17 protein-coding genes, 1 pseudogene and 1 CRISPR repeat array are annotated in these 19,117 nt (G+C 58.7%); of the genes and pseudogenes, 5 read left to right on the top strand and 13 right to left on the bottom strand.

All coding sequences use genetic code 11. The features are described from left to right. Positions 1 to 146: 146 nt before the first annotated feature. Both HFX_RS20725 and HFX_RS19500 read left to right on the top strand, forming a co-directional pair. Positions 147 to 218, top strand: a pseudogene (locus HFX_RS20725) (IS6 family transposase); the annotation flags it as partial. A 539-nt stretch (positions 219 to 757) separates the two neighbouring features. Continuing rightward, positions 758 to 1,621: a PQQ-binding-like beta-propeller repeat protein gene (locus HFX_RS19500; protein WP_004060794.1), complete on the top strand. Its 864-nt coding sequence runs from the start codon at positions 758 to 760 to the stop codon at positions 1,619 to 1,621. A 109-nt stretch (positions 1,622 to 1,730) separates the two neighbouring features. Here HFX_RS19500 and hutH read toward each other — a convergent pair whose 3' ends face one another. The 4 genes from hutH to hutU are packed head-to-tail and all read right to left on the bottom strand — an operon-like array spanning position 1,731 to position 7,215. After that, the gene (hutH, locus tag HFX_RS18305; protein ID WP_004060795.1) at positions 1,731 to 3,308 is read right to left on the bottom strand and encodes a histidine ammonia-lyase; all 1,578 of its coding nucleotides are present in this window, start codon (positions 3,306 to 3,308) and stop codon (positions 1,731 to 1,733) included. Next, positions 3,301 to 4,539, bottom strand: coding sequence for an imidazolonepropionase (gene hutI / locus HFX_RS18300; RefSeq protein WP_004060796.1), 1,239 nt, complete (start codon positions 4,537 to 4,539; stop codon positions 3,301 to 3,303). Before hutI ends, hutH begins: the two co-directional genes overlap by 8 nt. Next, a complete protein-coding gene (gene hutG / locus HFX_RS18295) occupies positions 4,532 to 5,461 on the bottom strand; it encodes a formimidoylglutamase (protein ID WP_004060797.1) in 930 nt (309 codons plus the stop codon). The genes hutI and hutG overlap by 8 nt, the downstream gene beginning before the upstream one ends. Then, entirely contained in the window at positions 5,458 to 7,215 is a 1,758-nt protein-coding gene (gene hutU, locus HFX_RS18290) for a urocanate hydratase (protein ID WP_004060798.1), read from the bottom strand. The genes hutG and hutU overlap by 4 nt, the downstream gene beginning before the upstream one ends. A 217-nt stretch (positions 7,216 to 7,432) precedes the next feature. On the opposite strand from hutU, the gene HFX_RS18285 reads away from it, so the two are divergent. Next, on the top strand, positions 7,433 to 8,305 hold the full coding sequence (locus HFX_RS18285; RefSeq protein ID WP_004060799.1) for a glycerophosphodiester phosphodiesterase: 873 nt from the start codon (positions 7,433 to 7,435) through the stop codon (positions 8,303 to 8,305). 83 nt (positions 8,306 to 8,388) lie between these two features. Here HFX_RS18285 and HFX_RS20185 read toward each other — a convergent pair whose 3' ends face one another. Continuing rightward, entirely contained in the window at positions 8,389 to 8,556 is a 168-nt protein-coding gene (locus HFX_RS20185; RefSeq protein WP_004060800.1) for a hypothetical protein, read from the bottom strand. Then, positions 8,556 to 8,741, bottom strand: coding sequence for a hypothetical protein (locus tag HFX_RS18280; RefSeq protein ID WP_004060801.1), 186 nt, complete (start codon positions 8,739 to 8,741; stop codon positions 8,556 to 8,558). Before HFX_RS18280 ends, HFX_RS20185 begins: the two co-directional genes overlap by 1 nt. A gap of 189 nt (positions 8,742 to 8,930) precedes the next feature. Here HFX_RS18280 and HFX_RS18275 point away from each other — a divergent pair, with 189 nt between their 5' ends. Beyond that, complete coding sequence (locus HFX_RS18275) at positions 8,931 to 10,064, top strand: MFS transporter (protein WP_004060802.1); 1,134 nt, start codon at positions 8,931 to 8,933, stop codon at positions 10,062 to 10,064. 104 nt (positions 10,065 to 10,168) lie between these two features. Here HFX_RS18275 and HFX_RS18270 read toward each other — a convergent pair whose 3' ends face one another. Further along, on the bottom strand, positions 10,169 to 10,585 hold the full coding sequence (locus HFX_RS18270) for a hypothetical protein (protein WP_004060803.1): 417 nt from the start codon (positions 10,583 to 10,585) through the stop codon (positions 10,169 to 10,171). A gap of 309 nt (positions 10,586 to 10,894) precedes the next feature. Between HFX_RS18270 and HFX_RS18265 the strand changes: the two genes are divergently transcribed. After that, positions 10,895 to 11,134: a DUF4242 domain-containing protein gene (locus HFX_RS18265; protein WP_014732818.1), complete on the top strand. Its 240-nt coding sequence runs from the start codon at positions 10,895 to 10,897 to the stop codon at positions 11,132 to 11,134. A gap of 132 nt (positions 11,135 to 11,266) precedes the next feature. Further along, positions 11,267 to 12,746: a CRISPR direct-repeat array (repeat unit 30 nt; unit sequence GCTTCAACCCAACTAGGGTTCGTCTGTAAC). Positions 12,747 to 12,844: 98 nt separating this feature from the next. Here HFX_RS18265 and cas2 read toward each other — a convergent pair. Genes cas2 through cas7b form a run of 6 tightly spaced genes read right to left on the bottom strand, consistent with a single transcriptional unit; the run spans position 12,845 to position 19,117 of the window. Next, complete coding sequence (gene cas2 / locus HFX_RS18260) at positions 12,845 to 13,108, bottom strand: CRISPR-associated endonuclease Cas2 (RefSeq protein WP_004060806.1); 264 nt, start codon at positions 13,106 to 13,108, stop codon at positions 12,845 to 12,847. Positions 13,109 to 13,111: 3 nt separating this feature from the next. After that, on the bottom strand, positions 13,112 to 14,104 hold the full coding sequence (gene cas1b, locus HFX_RS18255) for a type I-B CRISPR-associated endonuclease Cas1b (RefSeq protein ID WP_004060807.1): 993 nt from the start codon (positions 14,102 to 14,104) through the stop codon (positions 13,112 to 13,114). A gap of 1 nt (position 14,105) precedes the next feature. Then, a complete protein-coding gene (gene cas4 / locus HFX_RS18250) occupies positions 14,106 to 14,660 on the bottom strand; it encodes a CRISPR-associated protein Cas4 (RefSeq protein WP_004060808.1) in 555 nt (184 codons plus the stop codon). After that, positions 14,657 to 17,251 carry a CRISPR-associated endonuclease Cas3'' gene (locus HFX_RS18245; RefSeq protein WP_004060809.1) on the bottom strand — a complete coding sequence of 865 codons (2,595 nt, stop codon included), beginning with the start codon at positions 17,249 to 17,251 and terminating at the stop codon, positions 14,657 to 14,659. The genes cas4 and HFX_RS18245 overlap by 4 nt, the downstream gene beginning before the upstream one ends. Position 17,252: 1 nt before the next feature. Further along, positions 17,253 to 18,059: a type I-B CRISPR-associated protein Cas5b gene (cas5b, locus tag HFX_RS18240; protein ID WP_004060810.1), complete on the bottom strand. Its 807-nt coding sequence runs from the start codon at positions 18,057 to 18,059 to the stop codon at positions 17,253 to 17,255. A 2-nt stretch (positions 18,060 to 18,061) separates the two neighbouring features. Next, a complete protein-coding gene (gene cas7b, locus HFX_RS18235; RefSeq protein WP_004060811.1) occupies positions 18,062 to 19,117 on the bottom strand; it encodes a type I-B CRISPR-associated protein Cas7/Csh2 in 1,056 nt (351 codons plus the stop codon).

The following is a 19,117-nucleotide window of genomic DNA, read 5'->3' as shown; positions in this document are numbered from 1 at the left end:
CAGTTTGAGAATTGAGCAGGTCGTTGAGTTAGTTTGGAGACGCTCGCAGACCTGCTCAGCGAGTGCGTTACAGCGGATTTAGCAGAAACGTGGGAGCGTTCACCGTCCGGCTCCACGCGACCGGGCGTTCACTGAGAGAAACTTCGCAATACGATGATTTTCAGAGACCACATCAAACACTTGATGGACGAACACCGGTCGAGGAGGTCACTAACTAGACAGTGCCAATAAAACAATTTTATCAATTTATATATACTACCTCGGCTATGGATAGACGTTCATTTATTTCAATAGTAGGAGCAAGTGCCACATTGGGGGTATCTGGGTGTATCAGCCGCGGCGGAAATTCGAATTCAAACGCCTCGAAAGTCGAATCCAGAACACCAACTCCGGTTGAATCGTCCGGAAAAAGCTGGCCCATGGTCGAACACGATGCGCGAGCAGCAGGGCACAATCCAACGCTCGAAGCTTCAAAACCGGGGAAATAAGAATGGAAAATCACGATTCCAGAAAACCAATCGCCAACTGAAGTTGTGGTTGGACGCGAACACACCTATCTCGGAATCGCAGAGTACGATGCCGATCCTGTGGAGTCGAGGGTTGAGGCCAGAGCGTTAACCGATGGGTCGGTCCGCTGGACAGCACCGATGCCGTATGCAGGGGTCGAGCCGCCAGCACTGGCGACAGGGCCAGACGATAAACTGACGGTCTTTGCGGTCTCCGGATCGAAGACTGGTAACGAAGGTGCAGTAACGGCGTGGTCCATGCTCTTGACCCAACGACCGGAGAGCAGCGCTGGGAGTGGTCAGTTGAGGCTGAACTCGGTGGCTCGGCGGTTATCGAAGATGGGATGTGTATTGTGACCACCGTCTCTTTGGACCACGTCGCTGTCCATGCCCTCGACGCAGCGACAGGAACAAAGCAGTGGTCGTTCCCGGTGAATGACGGATGGCTTCATAACAGCCCAACAATCTACGACGGGGCCGTCTATCTGAGTAGCGGACGACAGCAACTAGCCGCCGTGGCGCTGAACGATGGGTCTGTTCGGTGGCGAGCGCCGACGCAAGCAGACGATACTCGTCCAGTCGTGGATGCGTATCGTGGTCTCGTATACGTCGGCCATCCACGGGGGGTGGAGGCATTCGATTTGAACGACGACGGAACGCGAGTTTGGGATTTCGTCACGACAGAGCCCGGAACAGCAAACGAAGATTTCCTCGGTGTCCTCGACGAACCAGTGGTATTGCCCGACCAAGTTGCAGTGCGCACGCACGATACGTCTGACTCATCACTCGGTGATGTCGGCAATTGCTATGGCGTTGATCCGGAGACCGGATCGAAGGTATGGAAACTCTCCGGAGGAAGACCGGCAAGTTCGATAATCGGTGCTGGTGGGCAAATAATACTCCGCCGAGCGGAATCCACCGCAGATATCGATTTTATATCCGGTGTCGAACCGGGAACGGGTTCTCTGGTTGCAGTCCAACCTGATGGCTCAGTTGCGTGGGAACGGCAAGGTCTCTGGAAGCCCCTTTCCGTTGGAACCAACCGTTTGTTGGCCTACAGAAGCTCACTCAGTACTCGTTCCGGGGGGTTCGAAATCGCGAGTTTTTCGGCCTGATTTTCCGCTTGGAACCCGCTATAACAGGATGCCGAATTCGTAAGGTTAGGCCGAAGAGATAGTAGGTAGAGAAAAGAAAATCGTGCCCGTGGAGTGCCTCTAAGCCCGATTAGTCGAGTGCCTCGTCTACGGCCGCACGAATCGCGCCGAATCGGACGAGGTCGCCCGCCGTCTCAAGTTCGCCGTCGAGTTGTCTGTCCTCTTCGAGCGGCGGGACGACCGAGCGAACCGAGTCGCGGACGGACCCGGTACCGGTTCCGAGTTCGAGGTCGTCATCGAGGAACTCCGCGGCCTGCGAAGCACAGAGGAGTTCGACGCCGACGATAGTCGAGACGTTCTCGATGACGGTCTGTGCGTGCAGCACGCTCTGGCCGCTCATGCTCACGTGGTCTTCCTGCCCGCCGCTGACCGGCGTCGAGTCGATAGACGGCCGACCGAGCGACCGACACTCGTTGAGGAGCGCGGCGGCGGTGTACTGCGCAATCATGTAGCCCGACCGAAGCCCGCTGTGTTCGGTCAGGAACGCCGGGAGGTAGGACTCTTGCACCTCGGGATTGAGCATCCGGTCGGTCCGGCGCTCGGAGATAGCGGCGAGTTCGGTCAGCGCGCCCGCGGCGTAGTCGAGGCGGAGCGCCAGCGGTTCGCCATGGAAGTTGCCCGCCGAGACGACGGCGGCCACGTCGGTACCGGGGGCGCGTTCGTCGACCTCGCCCGCCGGGAAGACGAGCGGGTTGTCGGTCACGCTGTTGAGTTCGATTTCGACGGCCTCGCGGAGGTGGTCGACGGCGTCTCTGACCGCGCCGTGGACCTGCGGGAGACACCGAATCGAGTAGGCGTCCTGCACGCGCTCGCAGTCCTTGTGCGATTCGAGGACCGTCGAACCGGCGGTCAGGCGTCGAATCGTCTCGGCGCTCTGCTTCTGGCCGGGATGGGGGCGAATCTCGTGAATCGCCGGGTCGCAGTTCGCCGTCGTACCCATCGTCACCTCGGTCGTGAGCGCGCCCGCCGCGTCCGCGGCGTCGATAGTTCGCTCGGCATCGACGACGAACAGCGAGGCGAGACCGACCGTAAGTTGCGTCCCGTTGATGAGCGCGAGCCCTTCTTTCGAGGCGAGCGTCACCGGTTCCAGACCGACCGCGTCCAGCGCCTCGTCACCTTCGAGTCGGTCGCCGTCGAGGTGGGCCTCGCCCTCGCCGATGAGGACGAGCGCCATGTGTGCGAGGGGTGCGAGGTCGCCGCTCGCGCCGAGGCTTCCGCGAGAGCGGACGACAGGGTGGACGCCCTCGTTGAGCATCGAGACGAGCAGTTCGACCACGGAGGGTCGAATGCCGGAGAAGCCCTTTGCGAGCGTGTTCGCCCGGGTAACCATCATCGCTCTGACTTCCTCGCGGGTCAGTTCGCGGCCCGCACCGGCGGCGTGACTCCGGATGAGGTTCGTCTGAAGGCGTTCGATGTCCTCGCGGTCGATGTGGGTCTCGACGAGGTGGCCGAATCCGGTGTTGACGCCGTAGACCGGCTCGCCGGAGTCGAGGACGGATTCGACTCGGTCGCGCGAGTCTTGCATCTTCTCCCACGCCTCGTCGGGGAGTTCGACGCGGGCGTCGTGGCGGGCGACCGCGACGACGTCCTCGGGCGTCAGCGACTCGCCGTCGACGACGACGGTGTCGGGAAGGGCGGACTCACTCATGGACGACCACCCCCGATTTCAGCACGGTCGAAACGGGATTCGTGTCGAACCGGTACGAGAGGTGTCTCGCAGACGGGATATCGAGGACGACGGCGTCGGCGGGGCTGCCGGGCTGAAGCGTGCCCGTGCCGTCGTCTCTGTCGAGTGCGTTGGCGGCGGCGCTCGTGATGCCGCGAATGACCTCCTGTGGCGTCATCCGCATCCCGACGCTGCCGAGCGTCGCGATAAATGCCATACTTCGAGCGAAGCAGTTCGGGTTGAAGTCGGTCGCGAGCGCGACTTCGTGGCCCGCATCGAGGAAGGCGCGAGCGTCGGCGTACTCGGCTCCCAGACCGAAGGCGGTTCCGGGGAGAACGACCGGCGTCACGTCGGCACCGACCAGCGTCTCTCGGCCGTCAGCGTCGGTTTGGAGCAGGTGGTCCGCGCTCGCCGCGCCAACGGCGGCCGCGACATCGGTGCCGCCGATATCGGCAAATTCGTCGGCGTGAATCTTCGGCGTGAGTCCGTACTCCTTGCCTGCCTCCAAGATGCGACGGGACTGGTCGGCGGTGAAGACACCGCGCTCACAGAACACGTCGCAGAATTCGGCGACACCCTGTTCGGCGACGGCCGGGAGTTGCTCGGAGATGACCGATTCCGTGTACTCCTCGGTGTCGACATCGCGAGGGACGGCGTGTGCGCCCATGAACGTCGGAATCACGTCCACCGGATGCTCGCCGCCAGCGGTTGCGATGGCTTCGAGCAGCCGAAGTTCGGTCTCGGTGTCGAGTCCGTAGCCGGTCTTCACTTCGACCGTCGTCGTCCCGTGTTCGAGCATCGCGTCGAGGTGCTCGGTGAGGTTCGCCGCCAGTTCCTCGTCGGACGCCTCGCGGACCGCGTCGACGGTGCGGAGGATGCCGCCGCCGTCGGCGAGGATTTCCTCGTAGGTCGCACCCTTAAGCTTCGCCACGAACTCGTCGGAGCGGTCGCCCGCAAAGACTGCGTGGGTGTGCGGGTCGACGAACCCGGGCAGAACCGTCTTGCCGGTCGCGTCGATTGCGGTCTCAGCGTCCTCGGCCGGGTACTCGGCGAGGACTTCGTCAGTCGGGCCGGTGGCGACGACTTCGCCACCGACAGCGGCGAACGCGGCGTCCTCGTAGACGACAACGCCGGTTTCGTCGTCGGGACCGACGACTAACTCTTCGGCACCGTAAACGACTGTCAGGTCAGAATCTGTAGTTGGCTCAGACATGGGACATCACTCCTGAAAGGAAGTGGGCAACTGCACGTGCGGCGGCGCGGGCGGTCTGGTCGTCGTCGTCGAGCGGCGGTGCGCACTCGACGACCTCGAAGCCGACGACGCGCGAATCGGATGCGACGCGGCGAAGCATCGAGAACAGTTCTCGTGTAGTGATGCCACCGGGTGTGGGAGCACTCACGCCCGGCGCGGCCGTCTCGTCCAGCACGTCCACGTCGAGGCTGACGAACACGTGGTCGCACGACGAGAGGGCGTCGAGCGCGAAGTCGGCCGTCTCGGTCGCCCCGCGACCGACTTCGTCCGCGGTCAGGATAGTGCCACCCGAGTCGCGCAGGAAGTCAGCGTAGGTCGTCGAGGTTTCGAAGTGCCGCGCGCCGACGACGGCGAGTGTGTCGAGTCCCGCGTCGAAGAGTTGGCGGTACGGCGTCCCGCTGGACGGACCGTCTTGGGGTTCGCGGCAGTCGAGGTGGGCGTCGAAGCTGATGACGCCGATAGACGCGTCGCGGTCGAGGAGCGGTTTGACGTTGGCGACGGTCAGCGAGTTGTCGCCGCCGAGGAAGACGGGAAGCGCCCCGCGCTCGTAGACGTGGGCCGTCTCGTCGGCGACCGCGGACTGTACGTCCGCCACGCCGCCTTCGAGTTCGTCGATTGGTAGGTCGCCGAGGTCGCCGACGCCCGAAACGGGACCCTCGTCGAAGTGGTGCGACTTGGACGAGGCGAGTTCGCGCCGAATCGCGGCGGGACCGTCTCGGGCACCGCGGCGACCGATGACGGCACCGTCGTACGGTTCGCCGACGAGCACAGCGTCGAAGTCGCTCGCGTCTTCGATGCTCGTCTCGTTGACGACGTGGCCGAACTGCTCGTCGTTCGGGTCGGAGGACGTTCCCTCCCAGTGTGGCGGGTCACGGAATCTCATTCGTTACCTCGTCCCGCGTCGTGGTCCTGCATCGGGATATGGACGTTGGACTGTTCTGCCTCGTCGAGCGCGTCTTCGTAGCCGGCGTCCGCGTGCCGAATGACGCCCATCCCGGGGTCGGTAGTGAACACGGCGCGGGCTTTCTTCGCCGCGAGGTCGGAGCCGTCGAGGACGACGTGGTTGTTGGTGTGCAGCGAGTTGCCGATGCCGACGCCGCCGCCGTCGTGAACGCTCACGATGTCCGCTCCCGATGCGGTGTTGAGAAGCGCGTTCAGGATGGGCCAGTCGGCGACAGCGTCGGTGCCGTCCCGCATCGCTTCAGTTTCGCGGTTCGGGCTGGCGACGGACCCGGCGTCGAGGTGGTCGCGCGTGACGACGACCGGGGCCGAAACCTCGCCGGACGCGACGAGGTCGTTAATTTTCAGCGCGAAGCGAGCGCGCTCGGTGATGCCCTCGTCGTCGGTCTCGTAGCCGAGCCAGCAGACCCGCGAAGGGAGACCCTGGAACGACACCTGTTCCTGTGCGAGGTCGATCCAGCGCATGAGCGACTCGTTCTCCGGGAAGAGGTCGCGAATCGCCTCGTCGGTGCGGTAGATGTCCTCCGGGTCGCCGGAGAGCGCGGCCCACCGGAACGGGCCGCGGCCGCGACAGAACATCGGGCGGATGTAGGCCGGAACGAAGCCGGGGAAGTCGAAGGCGTGGTCCATGCCGCGGTGGGTCTTCACCTGCCCGCGGATGTTGTTGCCGTACTCGAAGGCGATTGCGCCCTCGTCCTGCAGGTCGAGGATGGCCTGGACGTGGCGCTCCATCGTGTCGAGGCTCTCTTCGACGTACGTATCTGGGTCGTCTTCGCGCAGTTGGTCCGCTTCCGCGGCGGTGTAGCCGCTCGGGTAGTAGCCTTCGAGTTCGTCGTGGGCGCTCGTCTGGTCCGTGACGATGTCCGGAATCTCGTCGCGTTCGAGGAGTTCTTCGAGCATGTCGGCGACGTTCATCTCGACGCCGACGCTGTAGGGTTCTCCCGCTTCGAGGGCTTCCTTGGCGTTCTCCAGCGCCTCGTCCAGCGAGTCGGTCGAATCCATCAGGTAGTCCGTCTCGACGCGGCGCTCGATGCGGTCGGGCTGGACTTCGGCCGCGATACAGACGCCGTTGTTCATCGTTACCGCGAGGGGTTGCGCCCCGCTCATGCCGCCGAGACCGCCGGTCACGACGAGTTTACTGGTCAGGTCGGCGTCGTAGTGCTGGCGGGCGAGTTCAGCAAGCGTCTCGTAGGTGCCCTGAATGATACCCTGCGTGCCGATGTACGCCCACGACCCGGCGGTCATCTGGCCGTACATAATCTTGCCCTGTGCTTCGAGTTCGTGGAAGTGTTCCCAGTCGTCCCAGTGGCCGACGAGGTTCGAGTTGGCGATGAGGACGCGCGGGGCGCGCTCGTGGGTCGTGAACTTCCCGACCGGCTTGCCGGACTGAACGAGGAGCGTCTCGTCGTCCTCGAGGTTGCGCAGTTCGTCGAGAATCGCGTCGTAGGCGTCCCACGACCGGGCTGCACGACCGGTCCCGCCGTAAACGACGAGGTCTTCGGGCCGTTCAGCAACCTCGGGGTCGAGGTTGTTGTTGAGCATCCGGAACGCCGCCTCCTGACGCCACGCCTGACACTCGGTCAGGTCCGTCCCCGTAGGCGCGCCCTGGTATTGCTTCCACTGCTCGCTCGGTTTCCCGAATCTGTCTTGCTGCGACGGTGGTTGTTGATCGTGCATATTATTGTCTTGGTAGGCAAAACAGGTAGCCATACTACCTCCGTACGGCAAGTCTTTTATATATTATAAATGTGCCCATTATTCATGTATAGGGCAAGCTGTCGCATCAGGACGACAGCCCCTACGCGCGGCCACGGGGAACAGCTGACGTGTCCAGTCATCCATCACTAAATACCATATAAAATACAATATAGGCGGAGAGGATTAGGTCTACGTGATGTCCGAAGAAACCTCCCGAATTATCGGTTCCGTATCCCGACGAACCGCGGTCAAAGCGATTGGCGCGACCATCGGGACCTCGGTGGTAAGCGGGACTGCTGTCGCGAGAGACGGTCGAGAGAACGGAAAGGGACGTGAGAAACAGACAGGTCCGTACATCACGGCGCACCGCGGGTTCAGAGACGTGTACCCCCAAAATACTGTCGCCGCCGTGGAGGGCGCATCTCGCCTCGGCACCGAGCGAATCGAAATCGACGTCGAAGCGACGAGTGATGGAGAAGTCGTCGTCTTCCACGACGCGGCGCTCGACGACCTCACGGACAAGGAGGGACTCGTCAGTGAGACCCCATCCGAGACGGTTCTACAGGCCGAAGTTCTCGACTCCGGGGAGACCATTCCGACGCTCGCCGAAGTCCTCAACGCGACCCGCCCGAACGTCACGATGAATATCGAATTCAAGGAGTCCGGACCACTTTCCTGGACGGAATTCGCTAAACGGACGTTGCGTATCGCGTCGCAGTATCCGGGCGAGTTCTACGTCTCCTCGTTCGACCCCGATGCAATCAGGGCAGTCCGAGACATCGATTCGAGCGTCGATGTCGCCCCGATTTTCGGACGCAACAAAGACGAGAACCTGGAGATTGCCCGCGAACTCGATGCCAAGGCGGTCAACCCGTCCGTCGACGTACTCGACCGCGACCTCGTCGAAACCGCTCACGAAGAGGGCCGTGAAGTAAACGTCTGGACAATCGACAGTTGGAGAGAGGCACAGAAACCGCTCGAACTGGGCGTGGACGGCCTCATCGCTGACTACCCCAACATGGACACCTTCGGAACCAGCGATACGCGTCGTCACCCTCCGGAGAAGTAAGTTGAGGGACGGGGGAAGGGCCAGTCCCGTATCACTACACTACAGATACGGCAATTGCTTGCGGGAGTGTCTCACATCACGGCTTACATCGCGCCAGCGACGCCGCTGCCGATTGCGGCCCCACAGTGACCGCACGCAACGAGGTAGAACCGCTTTGCGGCCGTGAAAAAACCATTCGTCGAATCCATGTCGAGGAACTCGACGTCGGACGCGTCATCGAGCGTTGCTTCACACTCGGGACAGTGAACCATTAGGCAGCACCGCCGTTCGGTTTCGCACCGGCGACACCGCTGCCAATCGTCGCGCTACATTCTGCACAGGTAGTCGTATAGAAACGCTTCGAGGATCTGATGAAACCAGTTCGTGCGTCCATTTCGACGAACTCGATGTCGTCAATCGTTTCGAGGGCCGTCTTGCATTCAGGGCAGTGGACCATTCACACGACACTTTTGCAGGAGCCAAAAAATAACTGTGGGTTGATATAAACTGGGTGGGGGAGAACGGCAGTTACGAATCACTACAGCCATTCCGCAATCGTAATTCATTGGTACCCGGTCAGCATACGCCACGTGTGAACCGACAGCCGACATCCGGCGAGCGTTTGTTTTCGGGCTACTCCGGCCGGATGTTGCTCACCGTCTCGCTCGCGTGGGCAGTGCTACAAGCGGGGCGGTTCCTGCTGTCGCCGCTTCTCCCGACGATTATCGAAGCGCTCCAGATAACCAACGCGACCGCCGGCATCGCACTGGCGCTCTTTCAGGGCATCTACGCAATCACGCAGTACCCCAGCGGGGAATACTCGGACCGCTGGACACGAGCAACGCTCATCGTTCCGGGACTCGGAATTCTCGTCCTCGGGTTCGCCACGTTCGGCATCGCGGGTGGTCTCACCGGGTTCCTCCTCGCCGCGGTGATTACTGGCTTCGGGAAAGGGCTGTTCGCCATCCCCTCGCGGGCGTTGCTTTCGGACCTCTTCGTCGAGCGTCGAGGGCGAGCGCTCGGTCTCTACGCCGCCGGGACCGACCTCGGCGGCCTGCTCGCATCCGGGCTCGCAATCCTCGCGCTCAGCTACGCGACGTGGCAAACCCCGTTTCTTCCCGTCGCTGTCGTCCTCGGGGCGCTTACGCTCTTGTTCGCCCGGTGGTCGAACGACGGCTACACCGTCGGGTCGCCGGAACTCGACGCGTCCGGCACGCTCCGCAGACTCTTTGCCAGCCCGGAACAACGCCGGACGCTCCTCGCATTCGGACTGTTTTATTTCATGGTCGGCGGCTTCATCAACTTCCTCCCGACGTTCCTGAGTCAGGCCAAGGATTTCCCCGAGGAGCTTGCCAGCGCCACGTTTGCCATCGTCTTCGTCGTCGGCCTCGGCATCAAGCCGGTCGCCGGCGGCCTCAGCGACCACTTCCGGCGCGAGTCGATTGCGGTCGTCGGGATGCTCATTGCCGCGGGGTCGCTCGCTGCCCTCTCGCTCGTGGACACGCGGCTGTTCATCTACGTCGCCGTCGTCGTCCTCGCCGTCGGCTACAAGATGGAGTTCCCGCTCGCTGACGCGATTATCGTCGACAACGCGCCCGACGCCGACCGCGGGGCCGACCTCGGCGCTGCACGGGCGCTCTTCCTCGGGGCGAACGCGGTCGGCCCGGCCTACGTCGGTATCGTCGCGACGTATCTGAACTACGCCGTCGCGTTCGGCGGGCTTGCGGTCTGTTTGGTCGTCGGTGCTGGGTTATTGTACTGGGATGCGAGAAGGGGGTGAGGGTCGGGTTGCTTCTAGGGTTCAACACCCAGTGGTCGACGGAACCGACCACCCGGACACTACTCACCTGTTTCGAACCCGGGACCGTCGTCTAAATCCGTAACTCACCACGCTTCTTCAGAAACCTTCTGCTTCATCTGCACCAACCGCACTCTCAACTCCCCGCTCGTCGCTCGAAGCAGCGTCCGGTCGGGCCAAGTGTGAATCGTCGGCCCGCCCAGCTCCTCGACGACCTCCCGAACCATCCGAATCTGCTTTAGTGCATACTCGACCCACGTGTCTTCGTCGAGTAACGCTTCGAACTGACTGGCCTCTGCTTCGAACCCGGCGTCTCGCAACGCCTCGACGCACAACTCGAAGTTCATCCCACGAGGGTTGGTCGGCTCGTGGAAGACGACTTCGGGGTCGACCGCTCGGAACCAGTTGAGCGCTTCGCGGATGTCGTCGCGGTCCATCGTGGGGTACGTCGGTGAGAACGAGACGAAGCGACGGATTCCGTGGCGGAAGGCTTGGTCGATCACATCGGCTTAGAGAGAACGTCTGCTTGGAGAGGGTATGCAACCAACCAAGCAGACAGTGGTATTAGCGAAAGTCCTGATACTCTCGAACGTACCAATTAGCGAACCTGGTGAAATGAGCGTGCAAGACTCAGAGAATGCAGCAACTACAGGAGACAGATTCTGCGCCCCTCCGGAATCGCTCGTACCTGCCCGCCATCAAATCCGTGGTAGGATTATGAACTCAGTCATATCTGTGACTACATTCATACAATTATTAATGTGTATTTATGGTGTGAGACGTGCTACACTACAACAACCATGCCATTATTCATGGACGTTCACAGGGACATAGAGGGGCTCACCGCTGAGGAGGCAGTTAAGGCGCACAGGCAAGACCTCGAAATTCAAGACAAGTACGGGGTGAACTACAAGAAGTATTGGCTGGACGAGGACGAAGGTGCGGTCTTCTGCCTCTTTGAAGCGCCGAACAAAGAGGCAGGCGAGAAAGTCCACCGGGAAGCGCACGGCTTTACCGCCGACGAGATCTACGAAGTCAAAGAAGGGGAGTAAACACCCATCTGGACCGGCTGTCGTTTTTTAGAACGAAACTCTATACGATAGATGTACTGGAAGAGTATTCAGACTACGGAATTTAAAGTTTACCGATGGGTCTGAATTTCCTCCTGTCACATTTGGAATCGGGATTCAATCCCGCAAGGGTGCGTCTGTAACGGGCGATAGGGTTCTGTCGACCGAATCGTCTGTAAGCTTCAACCCAACTAGGGTTCGTCTGTAACCTCCTCCCCATCGGGATTAATGAACTCGTTGGAGTGCTTCAACCCAACTAGGGTTCGTCTGTAACGCTCGCCGAGCGTGGTTCGCGTGTTCCGGTCGATGCTTCAACCCAACTAGGGTTCGTCTGTAACGCTCGCATCATCGACGAGGACCTCAACGGTTCCCGCTTCAACCCAACTAGGGTTCGTCTGTAACTTGCAGAGTCTCGCGGCGAAACATCCTACCGAGGACGTGCTTCAACCCAACTAGGGTTCGTCTGTAACCGGGCGTCCCGCTCGTCGACGTGGATGCCGTGCGCGGCTTCAACCCAACTAGGGTTCGTCTGTAACGGGTCAGACTCCAGTCGGTCGAGCACGTCGTCGACGCTGCTTCAACCCAACTAGGGTTCGTCTGTAACAACTGCTTGATTCCCATTAGAGCCACCTCTTGAGGCTTCAACCCAACTAGGGTTCGTCTGTAACAATCACCGATAGTGATGACGTGGGCGCAGTCACGACAGCTTCAACCCAACTAGGGTTCGTCTGTAACGGATAGGTCATTGTCCGACCGTCAAAGCCGTTGTCAAGGCTTCAACCCAACTAGGGTTCGTCTGTAACCAGACGCCAACCCAGACGGGCGGACCCGCGCTATGAGGTGCTTCAACCCAACTAGGGTTCGTCTGTAACCAGTCCACGAGTCTGATAACTCATTAGATGCGTTTAGCTTCAACCCAACTAGGGTTCGTCTGTAACCGGCGCGAACGTCGCCGTCTCGCCGGGACCGAGCGTGCTTCAACCCAACTAGGGTTCGTCTGTAACACTACAACCTTGTCGAGCATCACGGGTCCCGGTCGCTTCAACCCAACTAGGGTTCGTCTGTAACGAGAGATATCCGAGCAGCACCCAACCAGTTGGTAGAGCTTCAACCCAACTAGGGTTCGTCTGTAACGGGCTTCACGTGCACGTCGAGTTCGGGTCCGGTGTAGCTTCAACCCAACTAGGGTTCGTCTGTAACCGTCGTACGGCGAATCGAGTCGTGTTGTCGTGTCGAGCTTCAACCCAACTAGGGTTCGTCTGTAACCCGCTTTCCGAACCATGACATTATTAGTTAAACGGGCGCTTCAACCCAACTAGGGTTCGTCTGTAACAGGATGCATATGTCCAATTGGTCGAATATTGTCGGCTTCAACCCAACTAGGGTTCGTCTGTAACGGAGTGTGAGCGACCCAATCGTCTTCGACAAGCTCGCTTCAACCCAACTAGGGTTCGTCTGTAACACGCTCGAAGCCGGCGCGCTCGTCCTCGCCGACAAAGGCTTCAACCCAACTAGGGTTCGTCTGTAACGCCCTCGGCGTCTACGCGCTCTACTGGGACCGGATGCTTCAACCCAACTAGGGTTCGTCTGTAACCATGGCCGATTTAAGCGCCACAAGTGCTCTACGGACGGTTCCCACTCAAGTGTTTCCGTCGACCTCCAATACCCCTCTACCCCCCGGGGGGTCGACTGCTACAGAAACCGTGACTCGTCAGTTGGGTCCTCTCCGATAACAGTTCGGTCGACGTATTTCTCAGACCCGATTCGGTAGATAATCGTCGATTCGTCCGGGTTCAGTAACGTTTGCGTATGGTTCCGAATCGTTTCCAGATCACCCTCCGTGACCTCGCCCTCGAAGACGGAGTTCTGTACGTGCGTGAGGTATTTTCTGAGGAAGTTGAGCATCAATCGCGTTCGGTCGGCCCGCATGTCGTACACGACGATAATGTACACCACGGGTTACCACCACCGCTTGAAGGGTACATATTCCTCTCCCGTAAGGAGGTGCTTTTTCAGTTTGTACGCTTCAATTCTGAGGAGATACTGATAGCTCACCTTCCGATTCAGTCGGGGATGCTCCACGGTCTGTTCGAGCGTCTCCTCGAAGGCTTTTGAGAAGGTTTTGCGACCGTGTTCGGTCAGCAAACAGGAGTTGAGGTCCGTCTCAAAATCGGCCGGTGTGAGTTGCTGTCGATTGAGCAGTCGGAAGGTGACTCGGTCTGCGAGCAGCGGCTTGAACAGGTCCGCAATGTCGAGTGCGAGCGAATACCGGCGTTCGCCAGGTTCGTGAAGAAAGCTCACTGCCGGGTCAAGGGCAGTCGCACGAATGCCGGAGACAACGTTTGCATAGACGAGTGAGTTCCCGAACGAAATGAGACTGTTAACCTCGTTGGTCGGTGGATTATACCGCCGTCCGTTGAAGACGAATCCATCCGGGAGGATACTATCGAACGTCGAATAGTATGCACGCCGAGCAGTTGCTTCGACACCCATAATCTCTTCGACGGCTGTTGTCTCGGTGAGACGAGCACCAGCAGCATCAAGCGATGCTAACTCCGAATCAAAATCGTGCCCACGCGAGTTGTAATATGAGACGTTCGCTCGCATGTTGTGGATACTGCCGTCGACAAATTTACGGGCGATATCGGTTCGCTGTGCAGGAGAATCGTACGCCCGTACTTGTTCGACAAGCGTTCGACCCGATGTTTGACCTCGCTTCGGCATAACCGAACCAGCGTAGTAGTCCTTCCAACCGAAGATGTGGAGCGCGGTCCCGTGTTTATTGAGAAACGAGATAAGCCGCGTATTGTAATCGATCTGGCCGTGTAAGTAGATAGCTTCCGCCTTCTCGATTGGGAGGTACTTCTTTTCGTCATCGAGCGTCACGAGACGGACAGTATCGTTGTGTCGTTCGAGGCACCCATCGCTGAATATGTGGTAGTTTCGGTCCATGCTAGCAACTCCAGCAGAAGTCATGATACGCACACGAGTCGCAGACTGGTTTCTTTGATGCCGGTGGTGGCGACCCCCTCGCGATGATTTCGTGTACACCACGAATCGCGTCTTCGACCTTCTGTTCGGTCTCATCAGTCAATTCTACGTCTTCTCGCTTGCGCTCTGTCGGGTGTGCAAGTACGCCAGATTTCTCGACACCAACAACGTGCTTCAGATACCATAAGTAGTAGAGTAACTGGAGTTTCGCAGGTTCGACGAGTGCCGAGGAAGGTTTGACCTCCATCACACGACCATCATCCAATACGTCAATCGCAATTGTACTGTCAATCGAGACATGTCGCCGTTTGTCGCTATACGCGGTTTCGTCGATATGGGTTCCTCGGACAATAGCGGAGTTCCCGCGGTCAATCTCGATATGACGGCTGTGAAACCAGAGTTCGCGCTTACAGACGACGTAATACTGCATCATGACGCCGGTTACCCGAAACGATTCGTCTCGCGCGTCATCTCTCGCAGTTCGCAGGAGTCGTTGAACTGGATCGACGTCGGTCATAGGAATCGGTCCTCAACTGTAGAATCTGCTACGACGAATCCCGTGGTGTGGTCGAAGTATTTTTCAAAGTCTCGCGTTCCCGCATCGAGTACGCGAATCGAACTCTCATCCTTACGTCCCGCAAGAGGCCGTAACTCGGTGACTACATTAGCCTCTGGTGAGTCATCGCGGTATATTGGGATGGAGACCCGAAGCGGCTTGGTCGCGTTGAGGAGTCGCTTGACCTCCTGAAAATCGTAGTTCTCGTAGGCACCCTCCAGAGACTCTACAAGTGTCTGATCTGCTTCGGTGACACAGATAAGAACATCGACGGTTTTCGTCTGTGTTATCAGTGAGAGACGGCCCAGTGACTCTGCATCGGCGTCATCGACGTACTCGTGGTATTCCTCTCTCCCGACATTCTTCTCTTTATGAAGTGTTCCGTAATATTCTTGCACCGCTGCACGGGCAACTGATTGGCCAGCTAGTTTCGTCTGACCATCTCGAACGCTATCGAGTGCGGAGGCAGTTACAGGAGTAAGCGAAGGTCCTTGAGTATCGTAGACCGCAACTGCGGGTGTGTGCCTTTGTTCTGCTGGCTGTGTGAGCCACCAAACCGTAACAGCACCGAGTTCACGCTCGAAAGAACGATTACAACGACCGGCCGCCTGAACGATACTATCAACCGGCGCAAGGTCTCGATAGACGTTCTCGAAGCTGATGTCAACACCTGCTTCGACGAGCTGTGTCGTAACTGCAATGACCGGAGATCCAGAAGCACGGAGCTGCTTGATAATTCGTATCAGTGCGAGCCTATCGGTCGGTCTCAGTCGCGTCGAGAGATGTACGAACGCTTGTTTAGACGATTGGCGGACCAGTTGAACAGTCTCCGCAACTGGGTCCGAAGACCCATTCCTGAGTGACTCAAAATACTGTTCTGCGAGGTTAACTGCCTGAATTCGTTCAGTTACAGCGTTAGCCAGTACCCGGGCGCTATCAATCGTATTGCAGATTGCGAGGAGTGAATCACCGGATTGGGCCACTTCGACGAGTTCGTTTGCGGCATCATTGTATTCGAGCGGCTGCTCTTCACCACGAAGGAACCGTTCGACGGAGTCATGGAGATGGTACTGGACGCGTTCTGCGACCGTGAAATACCGTTCGGCATCTGAAACAAGCGACATCGGAGCAGGGAATAGCTCGGGTTGCGTCGCCGTCATCGAGATGACAGTTGCTCCGTACTGTTCAGTAAGAACGTCTACAAGCCGAGGAACGAGCTTCCACCAGTCAAGGGGCAGTGACTGAGGTTCATCGAGGACGATGACATTCCCACGAAGTGCCGGAATCTTCATCGACTGCGTATTCCGCGGTCCAGCCAAACTCTCGAACAGTTGGACGAATGTAGTTACTGTGAGTCCTGCCCGCCAACTCTCCCCAAGCATCCCTGCAATGTCGTCGTTCAGGTCAGATGCATCGTCGTCTCCGTCACTGTACCCAAAGCGGGTGTCAGAAAGGTGATGGTGAAGAGCAACGATTCCATCGGACCCATCCGTATCAAAGATGTCCTGTACTTCTGCACCGACCTGATCGATAATACTCGTAAACGGCAACGCGTAGACAATGCGGTCGCCACCCGTCTGGTCGCGGATTTCTAGTGCGGCATTCAGACCGGTGAGAGTCTTTCCCATTCCGGTCGGCAACGTAATCGTCGCAACGTCCGATTCACTCTCGACAAACTCCGTGACTGAGTCAAGTACATCTTGGCGAGCGCGTGAGCGGTAATAGTTGAGCTGCTCGGTCCGAGAGCCGTCCGGGTCGGTGTTTCCATCCCCAAGGTTGTCGATATACTGCGTTAGGTCGGCTGTCCTCGGGTTCGTGGCGTCGTAGACGGAGCTTGCTTGGGGTGCACCAGCGGCACTCGTCTTATCAGCGAGAACTAGTGTCCCCCAACACTCCAACATCAAGCCGTAGAATTCGTCAGTGAGGAACGTTGGTTCAGTTATCGGACGCTCACCGTTTCTCGTGACGTGATCAGCAATTTCGGTGAACAGCGATTCGTCGTTGACACAGGACTGTGCAAAATCCAGCCACGCGTCATCGTCCCCGGTTGCTTCCTCGAATATTGCTGTTGCAAGCCTCGGCGCGTTCTTATGGATGTTCTCGACCTGCTTCTTATCCGCCATCCACTTTTCCGGGTCAGGACTTGCCATCCGTTTGAACACGTATTCAACGACATTCGGGAGTCGCCCGTGGTGTTTTGCAACGGCGACGAAACCTGCGAGACAGGTCGCTGTCGAGTGCCCCGTTTCACGGAGAACATAGTATGCAGCTAATGAGCCAAGCGGAGCGTGATACCGTAACTTGTCATGCGTCGGCTGCCCTAGTTGTGCACCGATATACTGCTGAAAAAATGTCGTTGCCTTCCCGAAGTCGTGGACAAGTGCGAGACGCCGAATGACACCACAAAGTGGCTTTCCTTCTGGTGTCGTCGCCCCCTCAGGGATGACCATATCGACACGGTCTCGGACATCTCGGAGGTGTTCGAAGAGGAGTACAGCAGGTCTACCGTCCTCAGCAGGGTGTGAGTAGCGGCGTTCGTATTCAGCGGTCATCTCAAACGAACATCACCGTGTTTCCGTCGACGATAGCCGTGTCCGGATTTCGTACCCGAACCGGTCCTGCGTCTGGATTGTACGTGTAGCTGGTGAAGTCAGTCGTTGTTCGTCCGCCTCCGTCAACTGTCATGAACGCGGGCGACTCTTCGATTTGACACCGGGATTCAGCGTCTGGAACGACATGATCGACCGCGTTCGGGACGGCAGAGTCGACTGCCACCGCAGTGTCAGTCGGTCCAGACTCAACCTCGAAGCGTCCGTGGTACGTGATCTCTGCGAGGTACTCAGAAAGACCAAGACTCGGAACGTAGTGTGATTTGCCTTCGTCGAGCGTCTCGTGGAGCGTCTCGAACCAATGGGAATCACTCATCCAGACATAGAGACGGTACGCCGGGTCAACGAGCACCTCGTAGTTGTGCTGTTGACGCGGCTTCGTCGGGTCTGGAAGCTTGATGCTTATTTTTCCCCGGGGATTCAGCGACTTCATCGACTCGTCCGCAGTTGAGAGCGTGTTTACGGGCATATTCACCGTCCGAAGCGGTGCAACAGGTTCTATCGCGATTGCTGACCGTCCGCGGGCAAACAGCTCGTAATACCCGTCTCTCTCGATTCCGAGTACCGCCGCAAGCAATCCAGCAACCGTCGTCCGTGGGATGATTCGGTACGTCTGTTTGACGATATTCCCCTCGACGCGGCGGAAGTGACCCCATGGACCGCGAACCGTGAGTGAGAGACACCGTGGTGGTCCGGCAGTTCCACTCTCGTTTTGGGTGTCGTTCCACTCGGTGAGTGTCTGTTGGGTCACAGTTAGTTGGGAAGCGTCTCTACGTGCTCGTCATATACGTCGATGACGTGAACTGCGTCTGTACCGAGCCTGTCTTCGAGCGCTTCGTAGAGGACTTCCGGCCCACCCACCTCGTCGCCATGTGAGACTGAAAGTACATCACTCGCAGTCACGTGTACGCGCTCGATTCGATTTGTACTCCTTTCGAGACGGTCAACCAGTGAGTCAACTGAGAGTGTGAGATCGCGGACGTTCCGGAGTTCGTCGTCGGATTTGGTTCGTCCATCTGTTCGGTCAAGTTCAAGGTCTTTGTCGAGACCGCCTAGGTGGAAACTCTCGGTCGCGTACTCGACTCGAAGGTAGAACCGTGGCTCTTGGCCAATTTTACTCCGACTGATGGTCTGGTTCTTTATTGCACGCCAACAGAGCGTATCTAATCGTTCAACGTCCTCAGCTGTGAGAGCCGTGTCTTCAGCAGCGTGCTCGTCAACAAGCCCGTGGAATCGGATGAGGCCGTACTGAATCCGGTGGTCGTCCAATCCAAACCCGCCCTGTTCTTTCCCTGTTTGTGTCGCGATAACACTTGTGAGGCTGTCGTACTCCTCGTTCTCGTTCACGGCGTGCATCGACTTTCCGGGCGAGAACTGCACCGGGCCGGTGAAATGATCCGGGAGTGAGCCGTACTTACCGTCCAGATCAACACTCATCGTCGCACCGAAATACCGAACGTCGGTACTCTCCTCAAGGAACGCCTGGAAGACGACACCAGCGAGTTCACCGTCATCGTCGTATTCGTCGGGGTCGACCTCCTTTAGGCGGTCCTCCAGCAGCTTTTCACGCGTGTACTGTTCACCTTCTTCCTGGACGTTCCTAATGTAGACTCCGTGCCCGTCTGCATCCAGTTGGTCACGGAGGTATCGCTTCAGACGAACGTCAGTGACGATTGCCTGTTGTGTCTGTGGGTCGATGCGCGGCCGGTTCGCGCCACTGAGTGGGTTGCCGTTCGGGTTCGCGTCAACGGCATCGTACAGGAACACGATTTCTGAGCGGTTTTCGACGGGGTCTGTATGTACAGTCAT

This window comes from Haloferax mediterranei ATCC 33500, assembly GCF_000306765.2.
GTDB classification, from domain to species: Archaea; Halobacteriota; Halobacteria; order Halobacteriales; family Haloferacaceae; genus Haloferax; species Haloferax mediterranei.
The sequence above is the reverse complement of the archived record's forward strand: the minus strand, read 5'-3'. Positions and strand labels throughout refer to the sequence as shown.

Excerpts from the sequence above, each read along its gene's own strand:
- hutH (WP_004060795.1), bottom strand. The coding sequence starts at position 3,308 with ATGAGTGAGTCCGCCCTTCCCGACACCGTCGTCGTCGACGGCGAGTCG.
- hutI (WP_004060796.1), bottom strand. The coding sequence starts at position 4,539 with ATGTCTGAGCCAACTACAGATTCTGACCTGACAGTCGTTTACGGTGCC.
- hutG (WP_004060797.1), bottom strand. The coding sequence starts at position 5,461 with ATGAGATTCCGTGACCCGCCACACTGGGAGGGAACGTCCTCCGACCCG.
- hutU (WP_004060798.1), bottom strand. The coding sequence starts at position 7,215 with ATGCACGATCAACAACCACCGTCGCAGCAAGACAGATTCGGGAAACCG.
- HFX_RS18285 (WP_004060799.1), top strand. The coding sequence starts at position 7,433 with ATGTCCGAAGAAACCTCCCGAATTATCGGTTCCGTATCCCGACGAACC.
- HFX_RS20185 (WP_004060800.1), bottom strand. The coding sequence starts at position 8,556 with ATGGTTCACTGTCCCGAGTGTGAAGCAACGCTCGATGACGCGTCCGAC.
- HFX_RS18280 (WP_004060801.1), bottom strand. The coding sequence starts at position 8,741 with ATGGTCCACTGCCCTGAATGCAAGACGGCCCTCGAAACGATTGACGAC.
- HFX_RS18275 (WP_004060802.1), top strand. The coding sequence starts at position 8,931 with ATGTTGCTCACCGTCTCGCTCGCGTGGGCAGTGCTACAAGCGGGGCGG.
- HFX_RS18265 (WP_014732818.1), top strand. The coding sequence starts at position 10,895 with ATGGACGTTCACAGGGACATAGAGGGGCTCACCGCTGAGGAGGCAGTT.
- cas1b (WP_004060807.1), bottom strand. The coding sequence starts at position 14,104 with ATGGACCGAAACTACCACATATTCAGCGATGGGTGCCTCGAACGACAC.
- cas4 (WP_004060808.1), bottom strand. The coding sequence starts at position 14,660 with ATGACCGACGTCGATCCAGTTCAACGACTCCTGCGAACTGCGAGAGAT.
- HFX_RS18245 (WP_004060809.1), bottom strand. The coding sequence starts at position 17,251 with ATGACCGCTGAATACGAACGCCGCTACTCACACCCTGCTGAGGACGGT.
- cas7b (WP_004060811.1), bottom strand. The coding sequence starts at position 19,117 with ATGACTGTACATACAGACCCCGTCGAAAACCGCTCAGAAATCGTGTTC.